Origin of the sequence: Shewanella abyssi, from assembly GCF_023284025.1 — a bacterium.
Lineage (GTDB): Bacteria > Pseudomonadota > Gammaproteobacteria > Enterobacterales > Shewanellaceae > Shewanella > Shewanella abyssi.
This window is the reverse complement of the sequence record NZ_JAKIKR010000034.1, coordinates 26944-53197: the sequence shown is the minus strand read 5'-3', so window position 1 is coordinate 53197 and position 26254 is coordinate 26944. Positions and strand designations below refer to the sequence as shown.

The window sequence follows — 26254 nt, the reverse complement described above, 5'->3', positions numbered from 1 at the left end:
CTCGTGAGAAATTTAACTCTCTAACACCGCTGCAAGTCCCGTACTATCTAACCTTGCGGTAAGTTAGTTGGCCTGCTGTGCCGTGTCAGTGGGTGCGAATTATAGGGAATTCCTGAGCAAGCGCAAGGGTTTTTTCAAGAAAAAAAGCCCTTTTTTCAATGTTTTTACTTAAACACAGTTTAGCCACTACTTACCCTCAGAGTTATCCACAAACGTTAGATAGAACGTCGATTTAACATACAACACCGCATATTTAATCCGGTTCCAAAGATGTGCAAGATAGCAGTAGAGATGTAATTTAGGCGCCTTACTCCAGAAAAATGGGCTAAACCCTTACTATCGTCATGAGCCTACCTAATGAAGTACGATGCTATGGTGATAAAAGGACTAGTATAAAAATTCAGACAATAAAAAAAAGGGCGACTTCTCAGTCACCCTTCTATTACTTCATGCGGCTAGCACTCTTAAGTTAGTTTACCGTGGCACTGCTTATACTTCTTACCTGAACCGCAAGGGCAAGGATTGTTTCGGCCTACTTTCTCGCCGTCGCGCACTTGTGGCTGCATTGCTGCTAGCGCTGCACTTTCTTCAGCACCCACTAAAGCTTCTGCTTCTGCGTGCTGATAGTCTCGACGGATCTTTGCATCTTCTTGGCGACGACGCTCTTCCATCTCTTCGACATCTGATTGCGCTTGTACCTGTACTTTAGACAAAATACTAATCACGTCATGCTTAAGTGATTCGAGCAATTGCTGGAACAATTCAAATGACTCACGCTTATACTCTTGCTTAGGATTCTTTTGCGCGTAGCCGCGCAAATGGATCCCTTGACGTAGATGATCCATGGCAGAAAGATGCTCTTTCCACAGTCCATCTAAGGTTTGTAACATGACTGCTTTTTCAAATTGACGCAGTACTGACTCACCGACCATCTCTTCTTTTGCTTTATATGCGTTAATCCATGTATCAACAATACGCTCGCGTAATGTCTCCTCATGAAGGTCATCTTCTTTATCTAACCACTCTTGCACAGGCAGACTCATTGAATACTCTTGCTGCAAGCGCTGCTCTAGACCTGGTACATCCCATAACTCCTCTACAGATTGAGGCGGAATGTATTGATCCATTAATTCTTGAATGACATCAGTTTGAATATTGGTAATCGTGTCTTTAATACTCTCGGCATCCATTAATTCATTACGCTGAGCGTAAACAACCTGACGTTGGTCATTTGCGACATCATCAAACTCAAGTAATTGCTTACGAATATCAAAGTTACGTGCTTCTACTTTACGCTGTGCGTTTTCAATAGCGCGAGATACCCATGGATGCTCAATGGCCTCACCCTCTTCCATACCAAGCTTCTTCATCATTGAAGAAACGCGGTCAGAAGCAAAGATACGCATCAAGCTATCTTCCATAGAGAGATAGAAACGAGATGAACCGGCATCACCTTGACGACCAGAACGACCACGTAGCTGGTTATCGATACGGCGAGATTCATGACGCTCTGTACCGAGGATATGTAAACCACCGGCTTCAACAACCTCATCATGACGAATTTGCCAATCAGCTTTAATCGTCGCTCTCTGCTCTGCAGTTGGATTCGCAATGGCTTCAATTTCCATATTCCAGTTGCCGCCTAACACGATATCGGTACCGCGACCGGCCATGTTAGTCGCCACTGTTACGGCGCCTGTACGACCCGCTTGTGCAACGATATCTGCTTCACGTTCATGGAACTTAGCATTCAATATCTCATGGGGGATTTTTTGCTTCTTCAATAAATTGTGCAGCTGTTCTGATTGCTCGATCGATACAGTACCCACTAACACAGGTTGCCCACGTTCACGGCAGCCTATGATGTCTTTAACAATAGCGGCATACTTTTCGTCAGTAGTAAGGTAAACCAAGTCTGGATTATCGATACGGACCATAGGACGGTTAGTTGGTACAACTACGGTATCGAGTCCATAAATATGCTGGAATTCGAACGCTTCAGTATCAGCTGTACCCGTCATACCAGCAAGCTTCTGATATTGACGGAAGAAGTTTTGGAAAGTGATAGATGCCAAAGTTTGGTTTTCATTTTGAATATGAACCCCCTCTTTCGCTTCTACCGCCTGATGTAAACCTTCAGACCAACGACGTCCAGGCATCGTACGGCCAGTATGTTCATCAACAATGATCACTTCATTGTCTTGGACAATATAATCAACATCTTTTTCAAATAGGGTGTGAGCACGTAGCGCTGCATTGACATGGTGCAGTAACGAGATATTCGCTGCAGAATATAATGAATCGCCTTCGCCTAACATGCCCCCCTCAGTCAACAGAACTTCGACCTTCTCTTGGCCGCGCTCTGTCATATGAACTTGTTTTGCTTTTTCATCGATAGAGTAATCACCTTCACCTATTTCATCTTCAGTATCTTCTTTTTCTTGCTGAATTAGATTTGGAATAAGGGTATTAATCTTAGTGTAAAGCTCTGAACTATCTTCGGCAGCACCTGAAATAATCAGTGGTGTACGCGCTTCATCAATAAGGATTGAATCGACTTCATCGATAAGAGCGTAATGTAAAGGGCGCTGCACACGTTCTGCAGGCGAGAACGCCATATTGTCACGCAGGTAATCAAAACCAAATTCGTTATTGGTTCCGTAAGTAATGTCAGCGTCATAGGCCGCTTTCTTTTCTACCTGGCCGAGACCCGCTACGTTAATACCAACGGTTAACCCCAGAAACTCAAAAAGAGGACGGTTATTATCTGCATCACGCCCAGCGAGATAATCGTTCACGGTAATGACATGCACACCCTTACCCGTCAGGCCATTTAGGTATGCAGGCAAAGTCGCAGTTAACGTTTTACCTTCACCGGTGCGCATCTCTGCAATACGGTTACTATCTAGGATCATGCCGCCAATCATCTGCACATCGAAATGACGCATTTCGAATACACGCTTTGATGCTTCACGGACAGTTGCGAACGCTTCCGGCAAAACAGAATCTAACGTTTCCCCTGCATCAAGCCGTTCACGGAAATGTATTGTTTTTGCTTTTAAGTCTTCATCTGATAACTGCGCGTACTCTTCTTCGAAACCATTAATTTCATTAACGACTTTCCCGAAAACTTTAAGCGTACGATCGTTGCGACTACCAAATATTTTTGTCAGTAATTTACCAAACATCTGAACCACTTCTATGTTGTTGGCCAAGTCCTTTTGAGAACCTGAAAGCCTAATTTAGATTAACCTGCCTTGCGGTAGACGTATTTTTGCGGATCAATTTGCCGCCCAGCACGCAACACTTCATAGTGCACATGAGGCCCGGTTGAGCGCCCAGTACTTCCCATAACAGCGATTCTCTCGCCCTTAGCGACCACGTCGCCTACAGTTACTGACAAAGCTTTATTGTGGCCATAACGAGTTCGTAGACCATTACCATGATCAATTTCAACGAGCTCACCATAACCAAACATCTTCTCCGCCCACGTAACAACACCACCTGCTGTAGCGATTACGTCGACGCCCTCTTCTCCAGCAAAGTCGATGCCTTTATGCATCGTTCGTTTACCGTTAAAAGGATCATTTCGTAAACCATAGGGCGAGGATAACCAACCTTTTTTAATTGGTCGCCCAGATATATAACGTTCTTCATCTATATGGAGATTAGATGCTACCGTTTCAAGTAGTGATAGCTGAACATTATTATTATCCATTCTTGACACCAGCGCATCCATATCGGCAATGAGCTGATCGAGTTCGATGTTAGTACCTAATTCACCGATACCACCAACACCGACTTCTGAAGAGAAATCAAATTGATCTTCTAATTGATTGTTTAAAGCAACTTGCTGGCCAAACGCTTCTAAACGAGTGAGCTTAGCTTGCATACGCGCAACGTGGGCGACTAACATCGACAATTGAGTTTCAGTTGCGCTCTTTAAAGAGATCAACTCACTTTTTTGCTCTTCACGAGCTAAGCGTTCATTGTCAGTATTAGTCTGTTGCTCTATAAGCTGCTTGGCATTGTGCTGATAAAGACCTGTACCTGCTGCAATGAGCAATATAGGTAAAATCAACCAACGCTTTCCTGGTTGCCAGCGTGTGGCACCGTTTCGACCTTGAATAAAAACTGTTACACTCATAGCCTAATTAAGCCATTTTATTATCATATGAAAAAGCCCCCACAGGATCTCAGTCAATTACTGCATCAGCAAGGGAACATGCCCAACTTGGCTGAAAAAGCAGAACTGCTATTACACTTAGATCACTACGTAAAAAAAGTGCTAACTGGTCCGGTGATAGAGCAGCTAAAAGTTGCCAATCTACGCCAAGGTATCTTGGTGATTGAAACAACAACGGCTGCTTGGGCTGCTAGAATAAACTTCCAAAAACCCAAGATACTGCAAACACTGCAAGCCGAAACGCTACCCATGCTTACCGCTATCGAAGTCAAAGTCAACCCAAGCTTGTTAATGTATGCAACAAAACCCAAACCCGCTCACAACCATATCAGCGAAACTGCGGCGGCTCACATTGAAGCGTTAGCGGAACATGCAGAAGGAACACTAGCGGTAAAACTAAAACGGCTGGCTGCATTAGCCAGCCGTTCAAGGCAATCTTAATTTACAATTAAGCGAATACGGCACCCGAAGGTACTGTGAAGCTTACTGGAGCGTCAGCTTCTTTCTCGAAACTGACGATTTCCCATGCATCTTGCTGGGCAAGCATTGCACGTACTAACTGATTATTTAACGCATGACCTGTTTTATACGCACAGAACTCACCAAGAATAGCGTGACCGGCTACATACAGATCACCAAATGCATCTAGAATCTTGTGCTTAACGAACTCATCCTCATAACGCAGACCGTCGGGGTTGAGAACTCGATATTCGTCAAGTACTACGGCGTTTTCCATGCTGCCACCAAGAGCAAGATTATTAGCTCTTAAATATTCAATGTCTCGCATAAACCCAAAGGTTCTAGCTCGACTAATATCTTTGATGAAGGCAGCTGATGAAAAATCCATGACAATGTGCTGTTGACTGCGGGCAATCTCGGGGTGATCGAAATTAATTTCAAAATCAACTCTAAAGCCCTTGAAAGGTTTTAGCTCAGCCCACTTATCACCGTCTTCGACACGAATGGGTTTAGTGATCTTGATGTATTTCTTAGCAGCGGCTTGCTCTTGAATACCCACTGATTGCAGCAGGAATACAAAAGGACTCGCACTACCGTCCATAATGGGTATTTCAGGCGCATCAACTTCAATAATAGCGTTATCAATACCCAAGCCTGCAAGAGCCGCAAACAGATGCTCAATAGTCGATATACGAACACCATCGTCATTAACCAATGCTGTACACATTGTTGTTTCACGAACTTGATCGGCTACCGCTGGAATTTCAACAGCTGGAGTCAGATCCGTACGAACAAGAATAATGCCGGTATTAACTGGTGCGGGTTTAACGATCAAAGTTACCTTGTTGCCGGAATGCAATCCAACACCAGTAGTTTTAACTATTTCTTTGACTGTTCTTTGAAAAATCATGTATTTACCCGTTTACTCGCTCAACAAAAGAGCATGAACCACACATTTTTTAACCATGCATGGACATTACTGGTTGCAGATATTAGCATATATTTGCGAATTCACCAAAAACGACTCCGCTTTCAAGCAATAGATTAGTATAGCCTTATATCGCGTAACACTATATTAACATTCGTTTTAATCTGCTTGTTTACGCAAAAATGCTGGGATGTCTAAGTAATCAAGGTCGTTCTTTTTCTCAACCGCTGGTGCTACAGCAGGTTGAGTTGCCGCAGCAGCATTACCGTGTGTTAACGTAGCCGAAATAGGATCTTGCGTATCAAATTTTTCCACTGGCACTATCGGCTCTGGACGTGAAACGGGTTTGGTTACTAGCTGGATATCAGGCTTTTTCTCAGCACCAATACCTGTTGCTACAACTGTTACACGTAATTCATCTGACATTTCAGGGTCAATTACCGCCCCCACTACCACTGTCGCATTATCAGAAGCATAAGCTTTCACGTGGTTACCCACTGTCTCAAACTCTTCAATGCTCATATCCATACCCGCGGTGATATTAACCAGTACGCCACGGGCGCCAGCGAGATCAATATCTTCCAATAATGGACTGGCTACAGCAGCTTCAGCAGCTTCTTCAGCACGATCTTCACCACTTGCTACACCTGTTCCCATCATGGCATTACCCATTTCTGACATCACGGTTTTCACATCGGCGAAATCGACGTTAATCAGACCAGGACGAGTAATCAACTCAGCAATACCTTGCACAGCGCCTAGCAGTACATTGTTAGCAGCAGCAAAAGCATCAAGCAGCGATGTACCACGACCCAATACTTTAAGCAGCTTCTCGTTTGGAATAGTGATTAACGAGTCTACGTTCTTAGCAAGCTGCTCAATTCCTTGTTCAGCGTAAGTCATACGCTTCTTCCCTTCAAATGGGAAAGGTTTGGTGACAACCGCTACCGTTAAGATCCCCTCTTCACGAGCGATTTCAGCAACCACTGGCGCGGCACCGGTACCCGTTCCTCCTCCCATACCCGCGGCAATAAAGATCATGTCAGATCCCTTAATTGCATTACGAATACTTTCTCTGTCTTCTTCTGCTGCTAAACGACCTATTTCAGGGTTAGCGCCAGCGCCTAAACCTTTGGTCACATCGCGACCTAGCTGAATAGTGGTGCCAGCAGATGACTTACGTAATGCTTGCGCATCCGTATTCGTCGCTACGAATTCAACACCTTCAATATTGTGCTTAACCATATGCTCAATAGCGTTACCGCCACCACCACCAACACCGATGACCTTGATCACCGCTTCATCTGTATGACTATCCATGATCTCAAACATGGTCTTTTCTCCGTTTGCCTGCGTTACTAAATTAAAATTCGCCTTTAAACCAACTTTGGACCCTATTCCAAAGACTGGTTACCCCTTGTCGCTCAGGACGTTCAAATTGACGTTCAATTACTCTGCGCGCTCCATAATGAAGCAGCCCAACTCCAGTTGAGTAAATAGGCTGATCCACATATTCATATAATCCTTTGACTGGCAATGGTTTTGCCATTCGTACCGGCATTCCAAATGTTGCCTCAGCAATATCAACCGCCCCTTCTATCGAAGCCGTTCCGCCTGTCAGTACAATGCCCGCTGCCACTTGATCTTCAAGTCCGCAATCGCGCAGCTGCTTTAAAATCAATTCAAATAGTTCTTGGTATCTTGGCTCTACCACTTCAGCCAAAGTATGCCGTGACATACTTCGTGACGGACGCCCACCCACTGAAGGAACTTCAATACTGTCTTCACGGCTGACCATAGAGCTACGTGCACTCGCATGTTGCACTTTGATCTGTTCTGCATGGGACAACGGCGTTCTAAAAATCTTGGCGATATCGTTGGTCACCTGGTTACCGGCAACCGGAACCACTGCACAATGGCGCAATGCACCATTGGTATAAACCGCGATATCCGTGGTACCGCCGCCGATATCGACTAAGCAAACACCCAGATCTTTTTCGTCATCTGTCAACACTGAATCTGCTGATGCGATGGCAGAAAATACCAAGTCATCGACTTTTAGCCCACATCGTTCGACACTCTTAGTAATATTCTTAGCCATATCATTAGCACAGGTAACGATATGCACTTTGGCTTCCATACGCATGCCAGACATACCAATAGGACTCTTAATACTATCTTGGACGTCGATGGCATACTCTTGCGGCAACACGTGTAATATACGTCTTTCCGTTGGGATTTTTACTGAGCGCGCCGTATGGATAACGTTGTCGACATCTTCTTGGGTCACCTCTTCATCATTAATCGATACCATGCCGTTTTCGTTCTGACATTCGATATGCTTGCCTGAAATACTCAGGTAAACAGAAGAGACTTGGCAATCTGCCATTAATTCCGCTTGATCGAGTGCTCGTTGCACGCTGCGTACAATAGAATCGAGATCGTTTACACCACCTTTATCCATGCCTCGCGAAGGATGGTTACCTAGGCCGACAATACTGATCTCGCCATCAGGCAATACTTCGCCAATGATCACAGCAACTTTCGAAGTCCCTATGTCCAAAGCAACGATCAGATTTCTATCTAGATTCTTAGTCATTAATTAACGGCTCTCTGTTTGTGCATCATCCCAATCTACGGCCAGTCCGGTGTCGTAGCGCAAATCCACCATCCCTACCTTTCTATCTTGCGCAGCAAGCTTAGGGTAGACATAAATAAATCGTTGTATCCTTGCCATACTATCTTCACGGCCAAGCTCTAGCTTGATTCCGTTGTTTAACTCTGCATGCCATGCATGCCTTGCACTTAAGCTCAAACTCTTCAAACTAAAGCCATTGATAGTTAACAACTCCCCCAGCTGCTGGTAGGTTGTTAACACTGATTTACCCTGGGTTTCAGGCCCTGTGAGCGAAGGTAAACTCGGAATGCCTTCTTTCACTGGAGCGTCAAATACCTCGCCATAGGTATTGAGCCAAGCATCGCCGTTCCATTGGGCAACTGGGATTTGTTCAACTAAATACACTTTTAACTTGGCAGGCCACTCTCGCCTAACCGATGCTCGATAAACCCATGGCAAAGCTTCCAAAGCCTGTTGCACTTGATTTACATCTGCAGAAAAAAAACTTCTTTGCATTAAATCTTGCAATGCAACTTGAATATCTTTATCTGCGGTGTAACGCCGCTCGCCTTTAATCGCAACGGTCTCTATCGGCAATGCATCCGCATCATTCAATACGGCATTGAGTTTAAAAGCCGCAGCTGAAAGCCCGATTAAAACACACAACAAAAACACTACCCCAAAGCATAAATACCAGTCGGTTTTTAACAGCAAAACCCGAACACGTTGGCCTTTATCGCTCCAAGACATCTTCATGTCCTCTTTTTAAGTCGCAAAGACAGAAAGTCGGCCATTATATAGAGCTTATTCTGAGGGTCAAAATTTGCCACGTAACTCATTGTATATATTTCTAAGTTACCCATTTTTCGCTTCAGCTTCTTTCGAATCAAAGCCCAAATTTGACTGTGCCAAATTTCGCGATAACAAGCCAATGTTGCCGGCGCCTTGAGTGAGAAGTAGATCACCGTTTTGAAGTATTTCCGGCAATACCGTTTGCAACTGCTCCGCACTGGCAACAAAAATGGGTTCAAGCTGTCCACGGACTCGGATAGAGCGACATAATGCACGACTATCAGCGCCAGGTATAGGCGCTTCGCCAGCGGCATATACATCAAGCAATAACAAGCAATCAACTTGGGACAGTACTTCAACAAAATCTTCATACAGATCGCGAGTACGGCTGTAACGATGTGGTTGATAGATCATCACTAATCTTCGCTCCGGCCATCCCTGTCTAGCGGCCTTAATAGTGGCTGCTACCTCACTAGGGTGATGACCGTAATCATCGACTAGTTTAATCTCACCTTTGCTTGTTTTAAAATCACCAACTTGTTGAAAACGGCGCCCAATGCCTTGAAACTCTGCCAATGCTTTTATAATTGCTTCATCTTCTATGTCATCTTCGCTTGCCACAGCAATCGCCGCCAATGCATTGAGGACATTATGCTCACCAGGCAGGTTTACCGACAGCTGCAGATCTGCTACACCATTACGTTTAACGGTAAATTGACTGCTATAACCCGTTTGCGAGAAATGAGTTGCTTGTACATCAGCTTCTTCACTGAAACCATAGGTTACAATTTTCCGGCTAAAACGCGGTAATAGCTCACGTACGATAGGATCATCGATACACACTATCGCCACCCCATAAAAAGGCAGGTTATGGATGAAATCGACAAATGTCGTCTTTAACTTTTCGATATCACCACCATAGGTCTCCATATGGTCGGCTTCAATGTTGGTCACCACACTGACCATAGGTTGCAGGTGTAAAAAGCTCGCATCACTTTCATCGGCTTCGGCAATTAAATAGCGACTATGGCCTAGGCGAGCATTGGTGCCCGCACTATTTAACAAGCCACCGATGACAAAAGTAGGATCGCGATCAGCCTCACCATATACGCTGGCAATTAAACTTGTGGTAGTGGTTTTACCATGAGTACCTGCGACAGCCACACCATGACGATAGCGCATCAACTCGGCTAACATTTCAGCACGCTGTACTACCGGAATACGTAGCGCCTTGGCAGCAACCAGCTCTGGGTTATCGGCACCAATCGCGGTAGAGACCACCACAACGTCCACATCTTTCACTTGACTGGCATCGTGACCAATATGAATAACGACACCTAACTGCGCCAATCGCTCTGTGACCGCATTTTCAGCGATATCTGAGCCACTCAACTTGTATCCTTCGTTAACAAGCACTTCCGCTATGCCACCCATACCTGCACCACCTATTCCAACAAAATAGATGTGCTTGACCCTACGCATTTCGGGGATCATGGTTCTTAGCTGCGAATACTTCTCTGCTTTGTTACTCATCTCAACCCTTTTCCGCTAATTTAATACAGACGTCGGCGACTCTTTGTGTTGCATCAAGCACTGCCACATCTCGGGCTCGCTCGCCCATCTTGCATAACTCTTTTCTGTCTGATGCCAGCATCGACAGTTTGCTGATCAATTTACTGCTATCGACCAACGGTTGCGGTAGCAGAAATGCTGCCCCAGCTTCAACTAATACTTGAGCATTCTTGGTTTGGTGATCGTCAACAGCGTGTGGGTAAGGCACCAATAAGCTCGGTAATCCTACCGCGGCTAATTCTGAAACCGTTAACGCACCAGAGCGACAAACAACAACATCAGCCCAGCGATACGCCGATTCCATATCATCAATAAACTCCGCCACTTTAACGCTACCATCTTGCCCTAGATGCTGGTATTCGCTTTTTACCGACGCTAAATTATTGCGTCCAACCTGATGCCATACTGTCATAGAGTGTGTTTTACTCACGCCCTCGAGGACACTTGGCATCACATCATTAAATACTTTTGCACCCAAGCTACCGCCAACAACTAAGACTTTAAGCGCATCCTCTTCGCACACTGTATCTCGATTGCCGCCAAGAGCAATTAACTCTTTACGGATAGGGTTACCAACAGTGTCTGCCGTTACATCGGTAAAGGTGCCAGGAAATGCACATAGCACCTCACTCGCTACCTTAGATAACAACTTATTCGTCATCCCCGGGATCGCATTTTGCTCATGCAATACTAATGGGATCCCTGATAGCTTAGCGGCAACACCGCCAGGACCGCTGGCAAAGCCGCCCATGCCCATTACCACATCAGGATGAAAGTCTTTGATCACTGCTCGAGCCTGCATAACAGAGCGTATAATTTTAAAAGGCGCTGCAAGTTTGCGCAGTAAACCGTTACCTCTCACTCCTTTAATATCAAGAAAGTCGATATCAAAACCATGTTGAGGTACTAACCTTGCTTCCATTCTGTCTGCTGTGCCTAACCAGCGCACCTTCCAGCCTTGCTGGCTGAGATATTTAGCAACGGCAAGCGCCGGAAAGACATGACCGCCAGTGCCACCTGCCATAATTAAAATACGCTTTTCTCGTGCTTGCTCAGTCATTAATTCACTCATTGTTTTTGACCTCGGCCTTCTACAGCTTGGATCACACTTAATCTTCTTTCATAATCAATTCGTATCAACATCATTGCCGCTGCGGTCATTACCCATAAGCTACTGCCGCCATAACTGATAAACGGCAAGGTTAACCCTTTAGTAGGTAACATGCCGATACTCGCGCCGACATTGACCACAGTTTGGAAACACATCCAGATACCAATACCGTAGGCAAGATAGCCATCAAATGCTCGCTCAAGAGCAAGGCACATATTACCCAGTTTTATTGCTCGCAACGCGACGAATAGCAGCACCGCAAGGACAACAACAATGCCAACAAACCCGAGTTCTTCTCCGATAACGGCAAAGATAAAATCGGTATGAGCCTCAGGTAAGTACTCAAGTTTCTGAATACTATTTCCTAGCCCTTGGCCAAACCAGTCACCTCGGCCGTAAGCCATGAGCGACTGCGTTAACTGATAACCGCTGCCAAATGGATCTTGCCACGGGTCTAAAAATGAAGTGACTCGGCGCATACGGTAAGGCTCTAATGCGACCAACGCTACGAACGCCAGTACTCCCGTCAAAATCAGCGCGAAAAAGTCGAGTAGCCGTGCACCGGCTAAGAATAACAACCCAACCGTTCCGACAAACAGCACCACTACGGTACCGAGATCGGGCTGCATTAAAATAAGAAATGCATACACCGCAAATACTGCTATTGGTTTATAAAACCCTTTAGCATTTTCTCTGATTTCTTGGTGGCGTCTAACTAAATAGCCCGCCATATATATTGCAAAAACGAACTTGGCTATCTCCGCTACCTGTATTCGAATCGGACCGACGGATAACCACCGCGTCGCGCCATTTACCGTCGTTCCGACAAATAGCACAGCGACTAACATGATGCCGACAATCAGCAGTAAAAACGGACTGAAATTTTGCCAATGACGCATCTCTATTCGTAATACAACGGCAGCAATAAAAACACAACCCACCAAATAGGCGCTGTGGCGCCAAACAAAGTGAAATGGGTTACCCGTTAGGCTCTGCGCTTCAGGCATCGAAGCCGACATCACCATCACAAAGCCAAAGCAAATTAACGACAACACCGCAAACAGCAATGCGCGATCATATAACTGCATTCCCGGCGCAGAACGATCGCTAAACAAGTTTGATAGCGACCATTTAAAACGGTTACTAAACAGACTGAGCTGCTTTTCCGAGCTAGGCATTTAACTTACCAACTTCAGCACGAAAATCATCACCACGAGCCATAAAATTGCTGTACATGTCTAAGCTGGCGCATGCTGGAGACAGAATCACAATATCGCCCGCGGTTGATAGCTCATTTGCTAACGCAACCGCTTCAGCCATCGTTTTAACGGTTAATGCTCCCTGTTTTAAAGCGGCAATTTTGTCACCATCTTGACCAAGGGTTATTAAGCTGCTCACCTTTTCTAATGCGGTTGCCAGCGCAGAAAAATCAGCGCCTTTACCGTCACCGCCAGCAATTAGAATCAACTCGCCTAAATGCTCACTTAAGCCCTCAATAGCGGCAACGGTAGCACCGACATTGGTGGCTTTTGAGTCATTGACATAGGAAACGCCAGCGATATCAGCAACCACTTCACAACGGTGTGCCAGCCCACTAAATTGCTGAGCCACTTCAATAAGGTATTGACGCTCTATACCTGCCGCTGTCGCCAATGCCATTGCCGCAATTAAATTGGCATGGTTATGACTCCCCACTAAGGCAACATCAGCAATCGCCATTATCTGGCTACTGCCATGTACAATTTGCCCCTCTACCACGCCCCAGGCATCCACTTCTGGAGCATCTAAACCAAAACTATTCTGCTTCATTGGACTATTCGGTAACGTCAGCAGATCTTCTCGATTAAACAGCACGCTTTTACTTTGATCATAAAGATTCAATTTGGCTTGGCGGTACGACTCCAAATCACGATAACGATCCATATGATCTTCACTAATGTTCAAACATGTCGCTGCTATACAGTTGAGACTATGGGTTGTTTCCAGCTGGAAACTCGACAGCTCAAGTACATACAGCGCTTTCGGCTCCAGTAACAGATCCAACACCGGTATACCGATATTACCGCCCATGGCGTAAGACAGACCTGCTGCAGCAGCCATCTCTCCTACTAAGGTGGTGACAGTCGATTTACCATTGGACCCCGTGATTGCAATAACACAAGCAGGCGCGCTCGCTAACGCTCTAGCAAATAACTCAACATCACCAATGACCTCAATGCCCATATCAAATGCAGCACGAACCTCAGGCGTAGCAACCGAAATACCAGGGCTAATAACAATCTGCGATGCCTGGACTAAGTAACGGCAATCAAAGCCGCCTGTAATCAACTCAACGTGAGGATAGTTAGCTGCGAGCTTGTCAGCCCCAGGAGGCTGCATTCTACTGTCCATCACCAAGGGCGTGATCCCTTGCTCACACAAGTAGCGCACAACAGATAACCCTGTTGCACCCAAACCTAAAACGATGTGTGAATACTGCTGCGCCATGTTATATGTCCGTATTATCTAAGCTTCAATGTTGCTAGTCCTAGCAGAACTAGGAACAAGGATATGATCCAGAAACGCACGATAACTCGTGGTTCAGGCCAACCTTTCAACTCATAATGATGATGTATCGGTGCCATACGGAAAATTCGCTGGCCCCTTAATTTGTATGAACCCACTTGCAAAATAACCGACACTGTCTCCATGACGAAAACGCCGCCCATGATGACCAGCAGGATCTCTTGACGTACTAGTACCGCTATTACGCCGAGTGCTGCACCAAGAGATAACGAGCCAACATCGCCCATAAAGACTTGTGCTGGGTAGGTGTTAAACCATAAAAAACCTAAGCCAGCCCCCACTATCGCCATGCAGACAATCACCAGTTCACCCGCCCCGGGGAGATAAGGGATATGTAGATAGCTTGCGAATTGCACGTGGCCTGAAAGATAAGCGATCAATGCAAATGCAGCAGCGACCATCACCGTTGGCATAATAGCCAAGCCATCGAGTCCGTCGGTTAAATTCACCGCGTTACTAGTGCCCACGATAGTGAAATACACCAGTACGATAAAGAAACCACCAAGTTGTGGCATCACATCTTTAAAGAAAGGCACCACTAACTGGGTTTCCCCCGCAGTTTCAGCCGAAGCATAGAGGTAAAATGCAATCAAAATGGCAGCCAAAGACTGCAGCAGGTACTTCCATCTTGCGATTAAACCTTTGGTGTCTTTACGGACGACTTTGCGATAATCATCAATAAAACCAATGGTTCCGAAGCTGGCTAAGACAAACAGCACCACCCACACGTAGCGGCTACCTAAATCACCCCAAAGCAATACACTAATGAAGACACCGGCAAGAATAAGTAAACCGCCCATGGTCGGGGTTCCACTCTTACTAAAGTGTGACTCTGGACCGTCGCTGCGTACGACCTGGCCAATTTGCAATAACTGTAAACGTTCGATCATCTTTGGTCCCCACCAAAGACTGAACACCAATGCCGTCATCAAGCCAAGAATGGCTCTAAAAGTGACATAAGAAAATACGTTAAACCCACTGTAAAATTGGGTTAGATACTCCGCCAGGTAAACCAGCATTAAACAAACTCCCCGCGACCAAAGGCCATTGTTAAAGCTTCAACTACACGTTCCATTCTCGCACTGCGAGAACCTTTGACTAATATGGTGATATCTCCAGGCAGCTTATTAATATAAGCGATTAACTCTACAACCAGTTCCTTGATATCTTTATAGTGTGTAGTACCAAAAGCAACACTTGCACCTTCACTTAGCTCACCAACACAAAACAGTGCATCAACACCTTTTGCCTTGGCCTCTTTGCCTAGCTCAGCGTGCAAAAGGGCGGCATTGTCGCCTAATTCCCCTAAATCGCCCAGCACTAAACACCGATCCCCCTGAATTTTTTGCAACCAGTCAATCGCAGCACCGACCGAGGCTGGGTTAGCATTGTAACTATCATCAATAACGGTTACGCGCCCTAGACTGGTTGGCAACATTCTGCCTTTTACTGGTTGAAGTAAGCTTAACCCTTGGCATATATCATTTAATGTCAGCCCTAGCGCCAAGCATATGCTTGAGGCCGCTAATGCATTAAGCACTTGATGACGTCCTACAAGCGGTAATGCCACCGACTCTTTTTGCTCTGCGTATGCGATATTAAAGCGGTATCGACCGCCTTTATCCGCTTGTAATTCTGTCGCTTTAACGTTGGCATCAGCATCAATAGCAAACGTTACTTGCGCCAAATGCTTCGACGCAGCTAACATCACCGCGGCAAATTCATCATCAGCGTTGATAATCGCTGTGCCATCTGCTGCCACGTGGTTGAATATTTCTGATTTTGCCTTGGCGACACCAGCTAAAGAACCAAAGCCTTCAAGATGCGCCGAAGCCACGTTATTGACCATTGCAACGCTTGGCTTAACTAAGCTAGAGGTATAATCAATTTCGCCAGCATGATTGGCACCTAACTCAAAGACACCGAATTGGTCTCCAGCCTGCAAACGCAATAGCGTCAGCGGCACGCCAATCTCATTATTAAAGTTGCCCGCGGTATAAAGTACTTGATGATGCTGCGACAATATTGTCGCGAGCATCTCTTTAACACTTGTTTTGCCATTTGAACCGGTCAACGCCACACAAACAGGCGCTAACTTTTGCCGCACATACGCGCCTATCTCGCCCATTGCCCGCTGACTGTTCTCAACAACAATTTGCGCAACCGCTACAGGCAGAAGACGTTCAACCAACACCGCTTTCACGCCATTATCTACAGCTGACGCGACAAAGTTATGCCCATCAAAGCTATCGCCTTTCAATGCAACAAAAAGGGTCTTGCCGCACACTGAGCGGCTATCACTAGACACATGCTCAATCGACATGTCTTCGCCATGAAGTTTGCCGCCGAGGTGGCGAGCTAATTCAGCTAACGATAGCGTGATCATGTGTTGCCAGCCGCTATCGCCTGAGTAAAGGCGCGTTCGTCGTAATTCAATTTTTCACCATTCACTTCTTGGTAGGTTTCATGCCCTTTACCGGCGAGTAAAACCATATCACCCGCTTTCGCCAGCGCAACGACCTCTCTGATCGCTGTTTTTCGATTAACTTGTGACAGTGCTTTTTGTGGTTCAGTAAATCCGCCAAATACATCTGCGATAATCTCTTCAGGATTTTCGCTGCGGGCATTATCACTGGTGACCATTACGTGGTCTGCAAACTGCTCAGCACTGTGAGCCATCATCGGCCGTTTACCAGAATCTCGATCGCCACCACAACCAAACAAACACCAAAGCTGGCCTTTGCAATGCACTCTCAATGCCTGCAACGCATGCTCAATCGCAGCGGGGGTATGGGCGTAATCAACCACTAACGTGACGTTATTAGTCGTCGTGAAGCGCTCCATCCGTCCTGCAACCGGTGTTAGCTTAGAGGCTAACTTAATAAGCGCGGCCATATCTTCACCCACTAGATATAGCGCACCTAACGCAGCCACTAAATTAGACAGGTTAAAATCGCCCAGCAATGGCGATTCCAACTTGGCTTCACCTTCAGACCACACTAAAGTGCAAGACACTCCGCCATCATGATATTGGCAATGCTTGGCATAAATATCGGCTTTGGTATCGCCTTTGATGCTGAATCCTAACGTTTTAGCAGCTAAGGTTTGTGCTAACCATGATGCCCCTGTTGCGTCATCGCAATTGATCAGTCCAGCACGCAGAGAGCTAAAATGAAACAGACGCTGCTTTGCCGCACCATAAGCCTCCATCGTGTGATGGTAATCAAGGTGATCACGACTCAAATTAGTAAATACGGCTACATCAAACGGTACAGCTTCAACTCGACCCTGCACTAAACCGTGACTAGAAACCTCCATAGCACAGGTATCAGCATGGCTATGCTCAAAACCTTGCAACTGCTTAATGAGGGTAATCGCATCCGCTGTAGTATTGCCACTGTCGACCAGTTGGCCCCACAAACCATTGCCTAAGGTTCCCATAACGGCAGTTTGTTTAGATTGAAGCTGTTGTAACTGGGCAATGAGCTGGGTTACCGATGTTTTTCCATTCGTTCCCGTCACGCCAATAACATGCGGACGCTGGCTCGACATTGGATAAGCCTGCGCAGCAAGCGCTGACACTTGTCGATTTAGCTGAAAGAAAGCAATGTGTAATCCAGCCTCAGAGGTAATGCTGCCATGCTCTTCCGGAGAGTCAGTATGTACCAACACTGCCACCGCTCCCTTTTCAAAGGCAGCCTTAATATACTGTCGTCCATCGACCTGATAACCAGGTACAGCAACAAATAGGTCTCCCGCTTTTAGCGCACGGCTATCAAGCGTTAGATCATTAAAAACTTCGATTCCTGAATAGTGGAACCAAGGAGCAAGGAGATCTCGAATTAGCATTATTCTGCACTCCTAGATAAAGTAGCCAAACGAACTTTTTCGCGGCGAGAAATGGGTTCTACATTCAACATTTGCAACGCCGCAGACATCACGGATGCAAAGACAGGGGCGGCGATGTCGCCACCATAATATCGGTCGCCTTTGGGTTCATTAACCACCACGGCAATGGCAAGCCTCGGATTATGTACTGGCGCCACTCCCGCAAAAATTGCGACATAATCTTCACCATAGCCACCGGCAACCGCTTTACGTGCTGTCCCCGTCTTACCTGCAACAGGGTAACCTTCGATATGTGCTTTGCGCGCAGTACCGCCTTTCTCAGTGACACCAACGAGCATCTCCATCACGCTCTGGGCTACTTCAGCAGATATGACTTGAGTGCCTTCTGGTTTTTGTTTGAGCTTTAAAATTGATACTGGATACAGCACCCCTTTACTGCCGAGAGTGGCGTACATTCTGGCGATCTGCAAAGGCGTCGCCATTAAGCCATAGCCAAAAGACAGGGTTGCACGCTCAAACTCCGACCAGCGTCTACGGTCATGGATTAGACCTGAACTCTCACCTCCGAGGTTAATTCCCGAATAGTTACCTAATCCCATCGCTTGATAAGAGCCTAATAACTCTTGCACTGGCATTGATAAGGCTATTTTACTCATGCCGACGTTACTTGAATGCACCAGAATACCGCTAAGAGAAAGGTCACCATAATTACGGGTATCACGCACTATTTTGCCACCAATACGCATGCGACCAGGGCTGGTTTTAATAATGTCATCAATCTTAATCGTGCCAGCCTCTAGCGCAGCTGCAACCACGAAGGGCTTGATGGTAGAACCTGGCTCATAGGCATCAGTAAGCGCACGATTTCGCATCCGATAACTTTGTAAGTTTTCACGGGAATTAGGGTTGTATGATGGCGTATTGGCCATCGCAAGTACTTCACCGGTATTCACATCAAGCACCACAATCGATGCAGATGTTGCTTGGTTAGCTTCGGTGGCTTTTTTTATCTCTCGGTATGCCAACTGCTGAATACGTTGGTCGATGCTTAATACCAGATCATTCGGGCTCTCACCCTCTTGCACCATATCGAGTCGTTCAACGACGTGGCCATCGCGAGATTTGCGTACTTTCTGCTTACTCGGCGTGCCTGTTAGCCAATCATCGTAGGCATTCTCAATGCCTTCGATACCAAGATCATCAATATTGGTAATACCCACTAACTGTGCCGATATCTCACTAGTAGGATAATAACGACGGGACTCCGGCTTTAGGTAGACACCAGGCAGTTTAAGTTTTTTGATATAGTCAGCAACCGCGGGGCTGACTTGACGCTTTAGATAGGTGAAGCGTTTGCGCGGATTTGCTTGCACTCGCTTGAGGATTTTATCTTTCGGTTCATGCAATACATCGGCTAATGCTTGCCAGCGACGCATATCTTCGAAACCGTTTTCATCGTGCACCACTTTAGGATCGGCATAAACTGCCTTGACGGGTACGCTAACGGCTAGCATTTCACCATTACGGTCGGTGATTAAACCACGCTGAACTTCGCGGCTAGTCGTTCTTAAGCTGCGCATATCACTTTCACGACGCAGCTTTTCTGGCTCAATGATCTGAATAAAAGCCGCTCGGCCAATCAGGCTGGTAAATAACAGACAAACAAACGCCACAACAACGTATAAACGCCATTGGATTAATTGTGGTTTTTGTTTACGCTTCGCCTGTTTATTCATGGCACTCTTACTACCACCTCTTCTCTAGGTAATGGACGCCTCATATTGAGCTCTTTAGTCGCCATTCTGGTTACCCTGCTATGTTCCGAGCGAGACTGCTCTTCAAGTAGCAGATTTCGCCATTCAATATCTAATCGGTCTCGCTCTTGTAACAACAACTCCCACTGACTAGTGTATTTGCGGCCTTCATAACTGGTATACACCACAGCAACCGCATTGAGCATGACTAACAGTGCGACAATCATGACCCATTTGTGATGCCATAAATCTAACAGCACAATACGGGGCAAGTTCAACTGCGATTTACTCACCCTAGGCTCTACAGTGACTCAATATCATAAGGTAAGCGCTCGCCAATACGCAGTACTGAACTTCGCGATCTGGCGTTTCGTTCAACCTCTTCCGCTGATGGCTTAATGGCTTTACCTATGCCTTTCAACTTACGTGTCTTATTAATTTCCGCTTCGGTAATAGGCAGGCCGTGCGGCACGCTTATCCCTTGGCTATGACGACGAATAAAGCGTTTAACCATGCGGTCTTCTAGCGAGTGGAAGCTGATCACTGACAAACGTCCTTCTGGCGCAAGTACCTTTAATGCCCCTTCAAGTGCTTGATCAATTTGCTCTAGCTCACTGTTGATATAAATTCGAATCGCCTGAAACACCCGTGTTGCGGGGTGTTTATTACGCTCTTTATTCTTGGTTATACGGGCGATAAGATCGGCTAATGCTTTGGTTCGCAAGAATGGTTCTTTCTCTCGATCGGCCGCAATACAACGGGCAATATGTCGCGAGTTTTTCTCTTCACCGTAGGTTTTAAATACCCATGCCATATCTTCAATTTCAGCACGGGCAATCCATTGAGCCGCAGTTTGGCCTTGTGAATTATCCATGCGCATATCAAGAGGACCGTCGCGCAAGAAACTAAAGCCACGCTCGGCGTCATCTAGTTGAGGTGAAGACACGCCAAAATCTAGTAACACACCATCGATTTTGCCTTTGAGATCTAGCTCCTCTACGTATTGCGCTAACTGGCCAAAACCACCATGGACGATTTGGAAGCGACTATCGTCTTTAAACTGCTCGGCTGCCACAATCGCTTGTGGATCTCTATCGATAGCGATTAAACGACCGTTAGGCCCTAGCTGTTCAAGTACTTTCCTTGAATGACCACCGCGGCCAAAGGTACCATCAATGTAGATGCCATCTTCCCGTATATTGAGTCCTGCGACGGTTTCTGTCAGCAAGACTGATAGGTGTTCAAATGATTGTGTCATGTTCGTCTTCTATTGGTTGCTATCACTCGTTAGAGCGAAAAGTCAGCTAAACGTGGGTTAGCTGCTAAATCTTCATTAAGAATCGCAATGCGACTCTCTTCAATCTGTTGCTGCCATGCAGCTTCGTCCCACAGCTCAAATTTATTGAGCTGGCCGACTAACATCGCCCGCTTTTCTAAATTGGCGTATTGGCGTAAAGGTGTCGGCAGCAGAACGCGGCCATTGCCGTCTAATTCACATTCATGGGCATAACCAAGCAACATGCGTTTGATCCCACGCTCGGTTGGCTGAGTATCTGATAATTGGGATAGTTTAGCGGCAATTAGCTGCCATTCTTGTATTGGATAGAGCAGTAAACAAGGCGATTTAATATCGACTGTAATCACTAATTGGCTGTTATGATGGGCGCGCAAAGGCTCACGGTACCGCTTCGGCATCGCGATTCGTCCTTTAGTATCTAAGTTAATAGCACTCGCCCCAGAAAACACCTTAAGTCATCCTTGTTATTTCTTTAATATCCACAAATATCCACAATTCCCCACAACTGCTAAGTTTATGGACAGAACACAAGAATTGTCAAGGGGTCAACTCTATTTAAACTCCAGTAACCAAGCGGGTTAGCAGCCCATTTTAATCTAATTGCAATCGAGTGCACAAATAGGGATTTTTGTGGGAGCAAGGTCATTCAACGATGCTAATAAGTAGAAAAAACAGACAGTAGAGAGTCATAGAGCGGATCTGCGGTAGTGCTTTAGTGGTGTATTTGCCCATCACCGCTGCATTAATAAAGTCTAAATTAGGCTGATTATTTGAAAAAAGCCACTTTCAAAAAAAATGACAAGATAAGGTTAACGATATTTAACCCAATAACAGCGCTAAGCACTGAGTCGCAATGTAATCATCAGCAATGCTACGCCAAGACTTAACTCTATGGTTAAAGCACTGAAGAACATCGATCTTCGACTTTAACCACCACCCATTTCTATAAAACACTATAATTGACTAAATTTTAATCTATGCCTGCCGATATATAAGGTATCAATAACTTACTAAAGGATGGCTATATGATCAGTTTAGACAGTGTGTATGCCATGCTTGCGCGGCCACCGGTGCGTGAGATTAAACAGAAAAATGGCGTTAAGCCGGTGGATAATAGTGCCGCGATTGCGGCGGATAGCCATGAACAACCGCAAACAAAACTACCGCCGAATTTAGAGAGACGTCAATCCCGAGAAGATCGACGTAAAAACCCAGTGGATCTTTGTCAATTAGAACCCTCATTAGAAAGACGAAACAACGACGCCGAAGATAGGCGTGATGATGAAGAGCGACATACCCCACCGGATAATGAAGATGACTCGCCCTTTCCGCACATAGACGTCAATATTTAACGCGTTCTAGCCACAGCCTCTTGCCAACCATCATATAAGACGGCCCTAGCATCATCATTTAGTTGCGGTTTAAAGCGTCGTTCTATACCTGCTTTATGTTTTAGTTCTGTTGTCGAATGCCAAAAACCGACCGCTAATCCCGCTAAGAATGCAGCTCCCATAGCCGTGGTTTCAGTTAACTCAGGACGCAATACTTCAACATTGGTAATATCGGCTTGAAACTGCATTAAAAAGTCATTAGCAACCGCGCCACCATCGACTTTAATCTGCTTAAGTTGCACACCACTGTCTTTGCTCATGGCATCGAGCAGATCTCGACTCTGATAGGCAATAGCTTCCAGCGCTGCACGAATAATATGGTTGCGATTGGCGCCACGCGTGAGTCCAACTAATGCACCACGGGCGTCAGGGTCCCAGTAAGGGGCACCTAATCCAACAAATGCGGGCACCAGATACACGCCATTGGTGTCTTCTACTTTCGAGGCAAAGTACTCAGTATCTTGCGCGTCTCGAATAAGGCCTAATTCATCCCGCAGCCATTGAATAGTCGCGCCGCCCATAAACACTGAACCTTCAAGTGCATAATTGACTTCGCCTTTTGCCCCCACCGCAATGGTCGTGAGCAAACCATGTTTAGACTTCACCGCTTCAGTGCCTGTGTTCATTAATAAAAAACAACCAGTACCATAGGTATTTTTTGCCATACCTTCGTCAATACACAGTTGACCAAACAGTGCAGCTTGCTGATCGCCGGCGATCCCTGCAATAGCAATACTACCGCCCTCACCCGCAATACGAGTATGACCATAAATAGCTGACGACGGTTTAACTTCAGGAAGCAGTGAGCGTGGGATGTTCAGCGCCTTAAGCAGCTTTTCATCCCACTCTTGGCGATGAATATTAAACAATAATGTACGTGAGGCATTGGTCGGATCGGTGACATGGACTTTACCTTCAGTCAGTTTCCAGACAAGCCAGGTATCGATGGTGCCAAATAATAGCTCACCTCTTTCAGCACGGGCTCTTACGCCAGCAACATTGTCTAGTATCCACTTAATTTTGGTGCCGGAAAAGTAAGGGTCTAACAGCAAGCCAGTGGTATCTTTAACATAATCTTCCAGCCCTTGGGCTTTCAATTCATCACATATCGCTTTGCTTCTTCTGCATTGCCACACAATGGCGTTATAAACTGGCTTGCCTGTCACTCTATCCCAAATGACGGTAGTCTCACGCTGATTGGTGATCCCAATAGCTGCTACATCCTCACTATGGATATCGGCTCTTGCCAGTGCTTCTATTAGCGTTGAGCTTTGAGAAGCCCATATCTCCATGGCATCATGCTCTACCCAACCCGGTTTAGGATAAATTTGGCCAAACTCTCGTTGAGAGCTCGCCACCATATTGGCGTCATGATCGAACACGATGGCTCTCGAACTGGTGGTGCCTTGATCAAGCGCTATGACATATTTCTTTGACACAAAAAACTTCCTTATTGACGTGTATCTTGTAACAAACCGATTTCTGCTTGCACGATAGGATCATTAGCCACTGACGGTTCACACGCATGTGCAGGGTAATACCACACCGCATTAATCTTGCCTTGCTGCAGCTCATAAACGCCTAAACTACATTGGCTATTCAATTCACCTTCATCACTCCAGGTAACCTTCTCAACCGTGCTGACATAATTTGCAGAGCTAACCACTTGAGTCAGCGTCGCTTTGGCATCGGCGAGTGTTGCAAAATAATCTGCCATCGCCGCGCCGAGTTCATTTTTTGACGAGGTCTCGGTCAGCATTTTTGTACCCGATAGATTAAACCAATGCACTGAATCTGTAGTGTACGCTAGCAGCCTCTCGACACTATGGTCGTTGAATGCTTGGACAAATTTTTCGACAACCGCCACCGAGGCGCTAGTGGTGGGTTTCATTGGCACATCGCTCTCAGCAATGGCATATAAAGGGTATATACCGATAAGCAGTGCGTTTAATGACAATATCAACGTTTTAGCACTCATATTGTTCCTCTTATTATTGTTATTAGTTTGAGCCGACTTAAATCTTAGATGGATTAACCCTTTACCTTTTTACCACGAAGCCCAGCTAATAATCCAACGCCAATAGAAAGAAAAAAGCCTCGCAATGGCGAGGCTTTTACTTTTTAGCGGACAACACTATCGCTTTGATAATGTCATACCGCTAACGATATTATCTGTTTAGAAACGGTAACTGGTTTGAATACCGATAAGTAAAATATTGCCGCTAGTCGTGCCGGTAAAAGTACCACCAAAATGTGCAGATGAATCATCTGACGGGATACCAGGACGAGGCTCAACCACTGGAGATTCATCAGCAAAGATATAAGTCAGGCCAATATCCATATCGAAGTTTTCGCTAATGCGGTAACCCATACCGGCACTCAACCAGAGACGATCCATTTCTGGAATCGTTAAAGTACGGTTTGCATCTGATACTGCTGACTTATCAAGAGCAATACCCGCTCTCATGCTAAGAGTATCGTTTAGCTGGTAGGTGGTACCCAGTGCAAAACGATAGTTATCTTCCCAATTTTCTTGCTTCACTAGCTGAGTCGGCTCAGATAACGCTGGAATAACCGCTTCAAGCTTGTCAAACGAGCTCCAATCCGTCCAGTTGATGCTGGCATGAATCGCTAACTTCTCATTCAATTGATGGAATGAAGCAAGTTCAGCAGTTGCTGGCAATGACAACTCCATAGAGCCTGCCATGTTCATATTTGGATCCATAGGGTTAAATGCCAAACCTTTAGCATCACCTTCTAGATTTTGATCCACTGCTGAGCGGTAGTTAAATCCGATACGGTTATCGGCATTGATCTGCCACGCACCACCTAACTGCCAACCCCACGCAGTATCATCGCCTTCCATGTACTTAAGCGTTGTTCCCTTCGGCACAGGCAAGTTACCAACTGGCGTCGGAAGAACTGTATCAGCAGAGCTTTGGGCACCAATGCTGCCTTCGCCAATAACAAAACGTACTCCAGCACCTATGCTAAATTGCTCATTAATACGGTAAGCCACATTCGGGTTAATTTCGATTGTGGTGACAGATGCTTCATTACCAAATTGAGTACCGCGAAAATCATCATCAAGCTCGGTCGCCATGCCAAAGTTGCTGCCCAGTGCTAAGCCGACAAACCATTGTTCGTTTATCTGGTGAGATACATAGAAGTTTGGAATAACAGCATCGTCAGCAATATCCATTGCCGAGGTAGGGTTAGTACCATCGGTATAGGTCACTTCGCCATTGATATCGATATTCGGCATAACCAAAATGGCGCCAGCCGTCATTTGGGTACCCGATAAATAGGTAAGCATTGCTGGATTACGAAACTGCGCCGCAGCGTTATCAGCCATTGCCGCTTCACCAGCAAATGCACGACCAAGGCCCGTAGCCGAGTATTCTGCTAGCTGAAATCCAGCGGCTTGAACCTGTGTCACATTCCCCAAAAGTACCGTGCTAACGGCAAGTGTTAATAAACGCTTATTCATTTGTATTCTCTAATTATGTAATTACAACAAGTAGAGTAATCACTCCACTTAAAAGTGCAGCGGATTTTACAAGCACAGAATATCTTTACAAGCCTTTTAAGAAAAACAGCACAAAACACCATACAAAGAAGCGTTTCACTGTAAAAATGGATCACAGATCACACTTAAATACTAACAACAGGATACAAACAGGTGAAAAACGTCGCTGAAGTGGATATTAAAGATAGAGAGTTTAAAAATAAA

General features: G+C 45.8%; 22 protein-coding genes. 2 read left to right on the top strand and 20 right to left on the bottom strand.

Annotation, left to right across the window (positions count from 1 at the left end):
- Window positions 1–464: 464 nt before the first annotated feature.
- Entirely contained in the window at window positions 465–3188 is a 2724-nt protein-coding gene (secA, locus tag L2755_RS14660) for a preprotein translocase subunit SecA (protein ID WP_248981429.1), read from the bottom strand.
- Window positions 3189–3247: 59 nt separating this feature from the next.
- Window positions 3248–4147 carry a M23 family metallopeptidase gene (locus tag L2755_RS14655; protein WP_248981428.1) on the bottom strand — a complete coding sequence of 300 codons (900 nt, stop codon included), beginning with the start codon at window positions 4145–4147 and terminating at the stop codon, window positions 3248–3250.
- 27 nt (window positions 4148–4174) lie between these two features.
- Between L2755_RS14655 and L2755_RS14650 the strand changes: the two genes are divergently transcribed.
- Window positions 4175–4627 (top strand): DUF721 domain-containing protein, encoded by a 453-nt coding sequence (locus tag L2755_RS14650; protein ID WP_248981427.1) that lies wholly within the window; start codon window positions 4175–4177, stop codon window positions 4625–4627.
- Between the two features lie 7 nt (window positions 4628–4634).
- On the opposite strand, the gene lpxC is transcribed toward L2755_RS14650, so the two are convergent.
- From lpxC to mraZ, 15 genes are all read right to left on the bottom strand, one after another.
- Window positions 4635–5555 (bottom strand): UDP-3-O-acyl-N-acetylglucosamine deacetylase, encoded by a 921-nt coding sequence (lpxC, locus tag L2755_RS14645; protein ID WP_248981426.1) that lies wholly within the window; start codon window positions 5553–5555, stop codon window positions 4635–4637.
- Between the two features lie 177 nt (window positions 5556–5732).
- Complete coding sequence (ftsZ, locus tag L2755_RS14640; protein ID WP_248981425.1) at window positions 5733–6905, bottom strand: cell division protein FtsZ; 1173 nt, start codon at window positions 6903–6905, stop codon at window positions 5733–5735.
- Between the two features lie 31 nt (window positions 6906–6936).
- A complete protein-coding gene (gene ftsA / locus L2755_RS14635; protein ID WP_248981424.1) occupies window positions 6937–8172 on the bottom strand; it encodes a cell division protein FtsA in 1236 nt (411 codons plus the stop codon).
- A 3-nt stretch (window positions 8173–8175) separates the two neighbouring features.
- Window positions 8176–8940: a cell division protein FtsQ/DivIB gene (locus L2755_RS14630; RefSeq protein WP_248981423.1), complete on the bottom strand. Its 765-nt coding sequence runs from the start codon at window positions 8938–8940 to the stop codon at window positions 8176–8178.
- Window positions 8941–9045: 105 nt separating this feature from the next.
- Window positions 9046–10515, bottom strand: coding sequence for a UDP-N-acetylmuramate--L-alanine ligase (gene murC / locus L2755_RS14625; RefSeq protein ID WP_248981422.1), 1470 nt, complete (start codon window positions 10513–10515; stop codon window positions 9046–9048).
- Between the two features lies 1 nt (window position 10516).
- Window positions 10517–11614, bottom strand: coding sequence for an undecaprenyldiphospho-muramoylpentapeptide beta-N-acetylglucosaminyltransferase (gene murG, locus L2755_RS14620; protein WP_248981432.1), 1098 nt, complete (start codon window positions 11612–11614; stop codon window positions 10517–10519).
- Window positions 11615–11622: 8 nt separating this feature from the next.
- Window positions 11623–12843 carry a cell division protein FtsW gene (gene ftsW / locus L2755_RS14615; protein ID WP_248981421.1) on the bottom strand — a complete coding sequence of 407 codons (1221 nt, stop codon included), beginning with the start codon at window positions 12841–12843 and terminating at the stop codon, window positions 11623–11625.
- Entirely contained in the window at window positions 12836–14152 is a 1317-nt protein-coding gene (gene murD, locus L2755_RS14610) for a UDP-N-acetylmuramoyl-L-alanine--D-glutamate ligase (protein ID WP_248981420.1), read from the bottom strand. The genes ftsW and murD overlap by 8 nt, the downstream gene beginning before the upstream one ends.
- Window positions 14153–14166: 14 nt before the next feature.
- Window positions 14167–15249: a phospho-N-acetylmuramoyl-pentapeptide-transferase gene (mraY, locus tag L2755_RS14605; RefSeq protein WP_248981419.1), complete on the bottom strand. Its 1083-nt coding sequence runs from the start codon at window positions 15247–15249 to the stop codon at window positions 14167–14169.
- Window positions 15249–16616, bottom strand: coding sequence for a UDP-N-acetylmuramoyl-tripeptide--D-alanyl-D-alanine ligase (locus L2755_RS14600; protein WP_248981418.1), 1368 nt, complete (start codon window positions 16614–16616; stop codon window positions 15249–15251). Before L2755_RS14600 ends, mraY begins: the two co-directional genes overlap by 1 nt.
- A complete protein-coding gene (gene murE, locus L2755_RS14595; RefSeq protein WP_248981431.1) occupies window positions 16613–18082 on the bottom strand; it encodes a UDP-N-acetylmuramoyl-L-alanyl-D-glutamate--2,6-diaminopimelate ligase in 1470 nt (489 codons plus the stop codon). The genes L2755_RS14600 and murE overlap by 4 nt, the downstream gene beginning before the upstream one ends.
- Window positions 18079–19815, bottom strand: a complete 1737-nt coding sequence (locus tag L2755_RS14590) for a peptidoglycan D,D-transpeptidase FtsI family protein (protein WP_248981417.1) — start codon at window positions 19813–19815, stop codon at window positions 18079–18081. The genes murE and L2755_RS14590 overlap by 4 nt, the downstream gene beginning before the upstream one ends.
- On the bottom strand, window positions 19812–20126 hold the full coding sequence (gene ftsL, locus L2755_RS14585) for a cell division protein FtsL (protein ID WP_248981416.1): 315 nt from the start codon (window positions 20124–20126) through the stop codon (window positions 19812–19814). Before ftsL ends, L2755_RS14590 begins: the two co-directional genes overlap by 4 nt.
- A gap of 8 nt (window positions 20127–20134) precedes the next feature.
- Complete coding sequence (gene rsmH, locus L2755_RS14580; RefSeq protein WP_248981415.1) at window positions 20135–21091, bottom strand: 16S rRNA (cytosine(1402)-N(4))-methyltransferase RsmH; 957 nt, start codon at window positions 21089–21091, stop codon at window positions 20135–20137.
- A gap of 29 nt (window positions 21092–21120) precedes the next feature.
- Window positions 21121–21579, bottom strand: coding sequence for a division/cell wall cluster transcriptional repressor MraZ (gene mraZ, locus L2755_RS14575; RefSeq protein ID WP_248981414.1), 459 nt, complete (start codon window positions 21577–21579; stop codon window positions 21121–21123).
- A 576-nt stretch (window positions 21580–22155) separates the two neighbouring features.
- On the opposite strand from mraZ, the gene L2755_RS14570 reads away from it, so the two are divergent.
- Window positions 22156–22482 carry a hypothetical protein gene (locus tag L2755_RS14570; RefSeq protein ID WP_248981413.1) on the top strand — a complete coding sequence of 109 codons (327 nt, stop codon included), beginning with the start codon at window positions 22156–22158 and terminating at the stop codon, window positions 22480–22482.
- On the opposite strand, the gene glpK is transcribed toward L2755_RS14570, so the two are convergent.
- From glpK to L2755_RS14555, 3 genes are all read right to left on the bottom strand, one after another.
- Window positions 22479–23960, bottom strand: coding sequence for a glycerol kinase GlpK (gene glpK, locus L2755_RS14565; protein ID WP_248981412.1), 1482 nt, complete (start codon window positions 23958–23960; stop codon window positions 22479–22481). The two genes, L2755_RS14570 and glpK, sit on opposite strands and share 4 nt — an antisense overlap.
- A gap of 11 nt (window positions 23961–23971) precedes the next feature.
- Window positions 23972–24499 (bottom strand): nuclear transport factor 2 family protein, encoded by a 528-nt coding sequence (locus tag L2755_RS14560; protein ID WP_248981411.1) that lies wholly within the window; start codon window positions 24497–24499, stop codon window positions 23972–23974.
- Between the two features lie 198 nt (window positions 24500–24697).
- Complete coding sequence (locus tag L2755_RS14555; RefSeq protein ID WP_248981410.1) at window positions 24698–26011, bottom strand: outer membrane protein transport protein; 1314 nt, start codon at window positions 26009–26011, stop codon at window positions 24698–24700.
- Window positions 26012–26254: the final 243 nt, after the last annotated feature.

Excerpts from the sequence above, each read along its gene's own strand:
- secA (WP_248981429.1), bottom strand. The coding sequence starts at position 3,188 with ATGTTTGGTAAATTACTGACAAAAATATTTGGTAGTCGCAACGATCGT.
- L2755_RS14655 (WP_248981428.1), bottom strand. The coding sequence starts at position 4,147 with ATGAGTGTAACAGTTTTTATTCAAGGTCGAAACGGTGCCACACGCTGG.
- L2755_RS14650 (WP_248981427.1), top strand. The coding sequence starts at position 4,175 with ATGAAAAAGCCCCCACAGGATCTCAGTCAATTACTGCATCAGCAAGGG.
- lpxC (WP_248981426.1), bottom strand. The coding sequence starts at position 5,555 with ATGATTTTTCAAAGAACAGTCAAAGAAATAGTTAAAACTACTGGTGTT.
- ftsZ (WP_248981425.1), bottom strand. The coding sequence starts at position 6,905 with ATGTTTGAGATCATGGATAGTCATACAGATGAAGCGGTGATCAAGGTC.
- ftsA (WP_248981424.1), bottom strand. The coding sequence starts at position 8,172 with ATGACTAAGAATCTAGATAGAAATCTGATCGTTGCTTTGGACATAGGG.
- L2755_RS14630 (WP_248981423.1), bottom strand. The coding sequence starts at position 8,940 with ATGTCTTGGAGCGATAAAGGCCAACGTGTTCGGGTTTTGCTGTTAAAA.
- murC (WP_248981422.1), bottom strand. The coding sequence starts at position 10,515 with ATGAGTAACAAAGCAGAGAAGTATTCGCAGCTAAGAACCATGATCCCC.
- murG (WP_248981432.1), bottom strand. The coding sequence starts at position 11,614 with ATGACTGAGCAAGCACGAGAAAAGCGTATTTTAATTATGGCAGGTGGC.
- ftsW (WP_248981421.1), bottom strand. The coding sequence starts at position 12,843 with ATGCCTAGCTCGGAAAAGCAGCTCAGTCTGTTTAGTAACCGTTTTAAA.
- murD (WP_248981420.1), bottom strand. The coding sequence starts at position 14,152 with ATGGCGCAGCAGTATTCACACATCGTTTTAGGTTTGGGTGCAACAGGG.
- mraY (WP_248981419.1), bottom strand. The coding sequence starts at position 15,249 with ATGCTGGTTTACCTGGCGGAGTATCTAACCCAATTTTACAGTGGGTTT.
- L2755_RS14600 (WP_248981418.1), bottom strand. The coding sequence starts at position 16,616 with ATGATCACGCTATCGTTAGCTGAATTAGCTCGCCACCTCGGCGGCAAA.
- L2755_RS14590 (WP_248981417.1), bottom strand. The coding sequence starts at position 19,815 with ATGAATAAACAGGCGAAGCGTAAACAAAAACCACAATTAATCCAATGG.
- rsmH (WP_248981415.1), bottom strand. The coding sequence starts at position 21,091 with ATGACACAATCATTTGAACACCTATCAGTCTTGCTGACAGAAACCGTC.
- L2755_RS14570 (WP_248981413.1), top strand. The coding sequence starts at position 22,156 with ATGATCAGTTTAGACAGTGTGTATGCCATGCTTGCGCGGCCACCGGTG.
- L2755_RS14560 (WP_248981411.1), bottom strand. The coding sequence starts at position 24,499 with ATGAGTGCTAAAACGTTGATATTGTCATTAAACGCACTGCTTATCGGT.
- L2755_RS14555 (WP_248981410.1), bottom strand. The coding sequence starts at position 26,011 with ATGAATAAGCGTTTATTAACACTTGCCGTTAGCACGGTACTTTTGGGG.